At 51.1% G+C, this 6224-nt stretch carries 4 protein-coding genes and 1 pseudogene; all 5 read left to right on the plus strand.

Annotation, left to right across the window (positions count from 1 at the left end; translation table 11 throughout):
* Positions 1 to 5: 5 nt before the first annotated feature.
* Positions 6 to 1487, plus strand: a complete 1482-nt coding sequence (locus tag CHH75_RS04650; RefSeq protein WP_095397538.1) for a sugar ABC transporter ATP-binding protein — start codon at positions 6 to 8, stop codon at positions 1485 to 1487.
* A 1-nt stretch (position 1488) separates the two neighbouring features.
* A pseudogene (gene rbsC, locus CHH75_RS04655) lies at positions 1489 to 2457 on the plus strand (ribose ABC transporter permease RbsC).
* 15 nt (positions 2458 to 2472) lie between these two features.
* Positions 2473 to 3390 (plus strand): ribose ABC transporter substrate-binding protein RbsB, encoded by a 918-nt coding sequence (gene rbsB / locus CHH75_RS04660; RefSeq protein ID WP_095397539.1) that lies wholly within the window; start codon positions 2473 to 2475, stop codon positions 3388 to 3390.
* 427 nt (positions 3391 to 3817) lie between these two features.
* On the plus strand, positions 3818 to 5077 hold the full coding sequence (locus CHH75_RS04665) for an S-layer homology domain-containing protein (protein WP_176475458.1): 1260 nt from the start codon (positions 3818 to 3820) through the stop codon (positions 5075 to 5077).
* A gap of 14 nt (positions 5078 to 5091) precedes the next feature.
* A partial coding sequence (locus CHH75_RS04670) for an Ig-like domain-containing protein (RefSeq protein ID WP_176475459.1) occupies positions 5092 to 6224 on the plus strand: 1133 nt, incomplete at its 3' end.

A 6224-nucleotide genomic window follows, 5' to 3' on the forward strand; every position in this document is an offset into this window, starting at 1 on the left:
CAACCATGAACATCGTGATGAAAAACATTCATAAAGCTTTTGGCGCGAACCGTGTGCTGACCGGTGTGGATTTCGACCTCCGCGAAGGAGAGGTGCACGCGCTCATGGGCGAGAACGGCGCAGGCAAATCGACGCTGATGAACATTCTGACCGGCCTGCACCGTCTGGATGAAGGGACGATTGTGATCGACGGGAAGGAAACCTATTTCGGAAGTCCGAAGGAGGCGGAGGAGAAGGGCGTGGCCTTTATCCACCAGGAGCTTAACATCTGGCCGGAAATGACCGTCTTGGAAAATCTGTTCATCGGCAAGGAAATGACGTCGCGCTTCGGCTTTTTGAACACAAAACAGATGAAAGCGCTCGCGAAGGCACAGTTTGAGCAGTTGTCTGTGTCGGTACCGCTGACACAGGAGGCGGGGGAGTGTTCCGTTGGACAGCAGCAGATGATTGAAATTGCCAAGGCGCTGATGACGGATGCCAAGGTGATCATCATGGACGAGCCGACGGCGGCCTTGACTGAGCGGGAAATTCAGAAGCTGTTCGAAGTGATCAACGCACTGAGGAAGCAGGGCGTGTCGATCGTATATATCTCGCACCGGATGGAGGAGATCTTTGCGATCTGTGACCGGATTACGGTGATGCGGGACGGGAAGACCGTCGATACTCAAGCGATTGCCGATACGAGCTTTGACGAGGTTGTCCGCAAGATGGTTGGCCGCGAGTTGACCGAGCGTTATCCTGCGCGCAGTCCTTCGCCGGGCGAGGTGGTGCTTGAAGTGAAGAACCTGTCGGCCAAGGGACGGTTTGACAATGTCAGCTTTGCCGTCCGCGCCGGGGAAATTGTCGGTGTATCCGGTCTGATGGGGGCAGGGCGAACGGAAATCATGCGCGCAATCTTCGGGCTTGACCCGCTGGACAGCGGCGAGATTTATATGAGAGGCAAGAAGGTGGCGATCCGCAAGCCGACAGACGCCGTCAAGCATGGCATCGGGTTTATCACGGAGGACCGGAAGGACGAGGGTCTGGTGCTGGACTTCTCGGTTCGGGAGAATATGGCGCTGACGAATCTGTTCAGCTTCTCGCATAACGGGTTTATTTCCAGCAAAAAGGAACGGGATTTCGTCAATACCCTGGTCCAGCGGCTGCAGATCAAAACGCATACGACCGAAACGGCAGCCCGCAATCTGTCGGGGGGCAATCAGCAGAAGGTGGTCATTGCCAAATGGATCGGCATCGGACCGAGCCTGCTTATCCTCGATGAGCCGACCCGGGGTGTGGATATCGGAGCGAAGCGGGAAATTTACCAGCTGATGAACGAGCTCACTGAGCGCGGGGTGGCCATCATTATGGTCTCTTCGGAGCTGCCGGAGGTGCTTGGCATGAGCGACCGGATTCTGGTTGTGCACGAGGGCAAAATTACTGGAGAAGTGGACCGTTCGAATGCAACACAGGAGTTTATTATGACTCTAGCTACAGGAGGGCATTAACATGACGAGTATCAATGAAGCGAAAATGGAAAAAGGGTTCAAGGTCTCCGGCTTGACGCAAAAGCTTGGTCCGCTGCTCGGGCTGGTGCTGCTAATTGTCATCGTTTCGATCCTTAATCCGAGCTTTCTGGAACCGCTTAACATTCTGAACCTGCTGCGCCAGGTATCGATTAACGCCTTGATTGCGTTTGGCATGACCTTTGTTATTCTGACAGGCGGGATCGACCTGTCCGTCGGCTCGATCTTGGCCCTGTCCAGTGCGTTCGTGGCTAACATGATGCTGGCCGGCTTTGATCCGATTCTTGCGATCATTATCGGCTGATTGCTCGGGGGCGTCATGGGGATGGTCAACGGTCTTATGATTACGAAGGGCAAGATGGCCCCGTTCATTGCAACTTTGGCAACGATGACGATCTTTCGGGGATTGACGTTGGTATACACGAACGGAAATCCGATCACAGGCCTTGGCGACAGCATGGCTTTCCAGCTGTTCGGGCGCGGTTATCTGTTTGGCATTCCGGTGCCTGCCATTACGATGATGATTACGTTTGCGATTCTGTGGGTCATTTTGCATAAAACATCCTTCGGCCGCAAAACCTACGCGATTGGCGGCAATGAGAAGGCATCACTTGTATCCGGCATTAAAGTGTCGCGTGTCAAAATTATGATCTATTCTTTGGCGGGCATGCTGTCCGCGCTTGCAGGCGCTATTCTGACCTCGCGTCTGAATTCCGCGCAGCCGACGGCGGGCACTTCTTACGAGCTTGATGCCATCGCGGCGGTCGTTCTGGGAGGAACGAGCCTGACTGGCGGCCGCGGACGGATTGTCGGCACATTAATCGGTGTGCTTATTATCGGAACGCTAAATAACGGACTCAATTTGCTGGGTGTCAATTCCTTCTATCAAATGGTGGTCAAAGGTGTCGTGATCGCGATTGCCGTGTTGATCGACCGGAAGAAATCGGCCTAAGGAGGAGAATCAACGATGAAAAAAACAACATTGTTCCTGGTATCGCTTCTGCTCATCTTCACGACCGGCTGCTCCCTGGAGCCGCCGGAATGGGCAAAGCCGACCCGATCTGGAGACATTAAGGATATGAAAATCGGACTTTCCATCTCCACGCTGAACAACCCGTTCTTTGTATCGCTGAAGGACGGCGTGGTAGCTGAGGCAGCCAACCTGGGGATGGATGTGGTCGTGGTGGACGCGCAAAATGATTCCGCCAAACAAAGCAATGACGTCGACGACCTGATCCAACAAGGGGTAGACGTGCTGTTAATTAACCCTACCGACTCCTCGGCGATTTCCACAGTGGTACAGACTGCGAACAGTCTGGGCATTCCGGTTATTACGCTGGACCGTTCGGCTGAGCAGGGCGAGGTTGAAGCGCTGGTGGCCTCCGATAACGTGAAGGGCGGCCAGATGGCGGCGGAATATATTGTAGAGCAGCTTGGCGAAGGCGCTAAAGTGATTGAACTTGAAGGGGTGCCGGGTGCATCGGCAACCCGTGAGCGCGGTCAGGGCTTCCACGATGTGGCGGATGTGCAGCTGAATGTTGTTGCGAAGCAGGCAGCTGATTTTGACCGGACCAAAGGGCTGAACGTCATGGAGAACCTGCTGCAGGGCAACCCGGATGTGCAGGCAGTGTTCGCACATAATGATGAGATGGCCCTGGGTGCAATCGAAGCGATCCAAAGCTCCGGCAAGGACATTATGGTCATCGGCTTTGACGGCAATGATGATGCCCTGAAATCGATTGAGGCGGGCAGATTGACCGCAACGGTGGCCCAGCAGCCGGATCTGATCGGTCAGTTGGCCGTTCAGGCAGCGAGCGATGTGCTGCAGGGCAACGAGGTAGAGCAGAACATTCCGGCTCCGCTGAAGCTGGTTGTGAAGGAGTAATCTGCGAAAAGACAATATTTTGACCATTAGAGATGGATAGGAGTATCTATAGAACAGCGGCGTCCCCAAGGCAGCAGGTCTTGGCGGGGCTGCTGTTTTTGTTTTGTAAACAAACATGAGATAGAGACTATCGGATCATATTTTAATAGGGATTTTATACCAATATATTGTAATATGTGATAAAATGACTACAAATTCTCTTGCATAATTCTATTTGTTTTCGAAGGGTGGATGTGAGAGAAGTCGTGCATGTCCCTAAGCAAGGGCGTAGGAAGGAGATTCATCATACATAAAGCAGTTCCTTAGTTGTGAGAGGTGAGGAGGTAGAGAGGAAGAGGGATAATGTGGGCGAGATGGGCATGGGATTCGGCTCATTTCAATGATCGATTACGAGCTTTCCAGAACAGGGAGAAGGAGCGAGTACATTTTGACCAGAGTAAACGTTCGTCATTCACTGCGCAAGCATATCATTTCTGCATTGGCAATTTTGCTGTCCGTATGCGGAGTCGTGGATGTTCAGCCTGCATCGGCAGCATCCTCGTTTAAGGATGTTCCTGCAGATCATTGGGCGAGAAGTGCGATAGAATCTGCTGTTCATAAAGGTTATTTCAAGGGCTATTCCGACGGGACCTTTCGTCCGAATGCCAACATCACCCGGGCGGAATTTGCTGCGTTAATGGCCAGAGTGTCCAATAATGAAATGGAGGGCGGACAAGGAACCTTCTCGGATATTCAAGGTCACTGGGCTCAATCCGCAATCGCTCAGGCGATAGGGATGGGATTTATATCGGCTCAGGATTATCCGAACGGATTCAAGCCGGGAACGGCTTTGACCCGGAGAGAAATGGCGAAGTGGATGGCTTCGGGGCTAGCGGCGAAGCATGAAGACTTCAAACAAGCTGTTAGCGACACCAAGGATACGCTCGTTCCGGTGGCCGAGTATTACAAGGGCGGGCTGAATAAAGCCGATTATCCGTATGTGGCGGTGGCACTTGGAACTGGACTGATGTCCGGCTATCCGGACGGATCGTTTGGTCCGGGGAAGACAACAACCCGCGCTGAAGTCGCCGTAATTCTGGCAAGATACGTAAACGTGCAGGATAAGGATCCGGAAGAGTTCCAGGATTTGAGAGAAATGCGCGAGGTCGGACTGACTGGGACGAATTTGACGACGGCGACGCCATATAGATTTCGTAAATTTTCAGGAACTGATAAGGAGACAAGCTTTGACCGCATTAAAGATAAGCCTTACAAAATGATGTACAACCGAGGCATGATGACGATTCATAGGATGATTGTGGTTGATGCTGATACGTCGAAAAATCCGAAAAATTTGTACGGGAAAATGTTCGTGGATGAAAAATTCAATTGGCCAATATTTGATGATGCTTATAATGTTTTCCTTGAGACTACAGTAGTTCCAAATGATAACACATCTTTATCCAATGCGGCTTTTCCTACTTCCACGTTGTACAACTTTACCCAAGGAAGAGGGTTTGAAAGTAGAGCTATTTCTAAATACGGTCTCACCGTACTGCCTAGAGTTGACGATTTCTTAACCACCGGTTTCTTCAAAAAGGATATTCCACGCCGTTTCTGGATGCATAGATATCTGGGGGATAGTGGTGGGGAAATGGGTAGCGGCAATACATTGGTTATGTTCGGACCTCCTTATAAACCAGAATAACAAGGAAGTGTAAGATGAAGAAGATTAACTATCTTATCATCTCTCTTTTAATGAGTTGCTTAACCGTTTCTATCCTTGGGATTCATTCAGTCAGTGCTGCACCAGATAATGGTCTAGTCGTTGATGTCAGCCCTGATGAACCTAAAGATATCGGGCCGCCAACGTACACACCGGACGCTTCCAAAGGGCCTACAGCTTACCAAAAGAGAATTCGAACAGTTCAAGGTCAGCGTGAATCTAATCCGGGGGTGTATTGGTTTCAAATTGCGGATGGTCGCTTTGCAGCGGAAAGCTACCGAGCTCCAGGTGGGTTTGTCTACGTGGCGAACATCGGCACAGCTTCCAACGGATATCCAGCCATTGGTGAGGTAAGGGATAAAATTGAGATGAAAAGTAATCCGATATATCAGCCGCATGGGTATGTCGATTACAGTGGCCTTCCTGTACCCAAAAGCAGTTTAACTAACGAAAGGCTTACCAGGGTCGAAACCGTGCCGCTACGCCAAGGTGTGGAATCAAACATCACAAAGCTTGAAATCACGGATCTGAAAACAGCAGTACTAATTACATCGCAAACCGGTAAAGTGGGCCCATCAAGTTCTGATTTATATCAGGAGTTCAGGTATGAAGACACCGGGGAACGTCCATGGAATGACGCCTGCAGTTGCTTTCTACCGTGGACCGTGAAGAAATTCGGATTCTACACACCGTTGAATCTCTTCTGGCTTGCTGATGAAGTAGAACAGAAACGAATCGAAGTCAAAGGGAAGACAAGCTTGGCAGTGGGAGAGGAAACAGATTTGCAGGCACTGGTTTCAACCATAGCTCCTGGAGAGACAGATTATAAAAATCCTGTGAACGTTGCTTCAAGGGATCAAACGACCTGGAGTTCAGACAAATCCTCCGTGGTCAGTCTGGTCAATGACAGCGGCAGGGTCAAGGCCAATAGCCCGGGCACAGCTAAGATCACAGCTGTATGGAAGAGTGACGAGAACAACGGTTATATTCTGACCGCATCAATCACGATCACAGTTGGCGGAGCGCCTACACCAGACCCGGATCCGCCAACAGCGGCATGTACACCACCATCACCTGGCACGAAGATCAACGGCCGCTACATGGATCCAGTCGTCACAGCGAAAATATT

Origin of the sequence: Paenibacillus sp. 7541 (assembly GCF_002276395.1) — a bacterium.
GTDB lineage: Bacteria > Bacillota > Bacilli > Paenibacillales > Paenibacillaceae > Paenibacillus_AQ > Paenibacillus_AQ campinasensis.

Excerpts from the sequence above, each read along its gene's own strand:
- CHH75_RS04650 (WP_095397538.1), top strand. The coding sequence starts at position 6 with ATGAACATCGTGATGAAAAACATTCATAAAGCTTTTGGCGCGAACCGT.
- rbsB (WP_095397539.1), top strand. The coding sequence starts at position 2,473 with ATGAAAAAAACAACATTGTTCCTGGTATCGCTTCTGCTCATCTTCACG.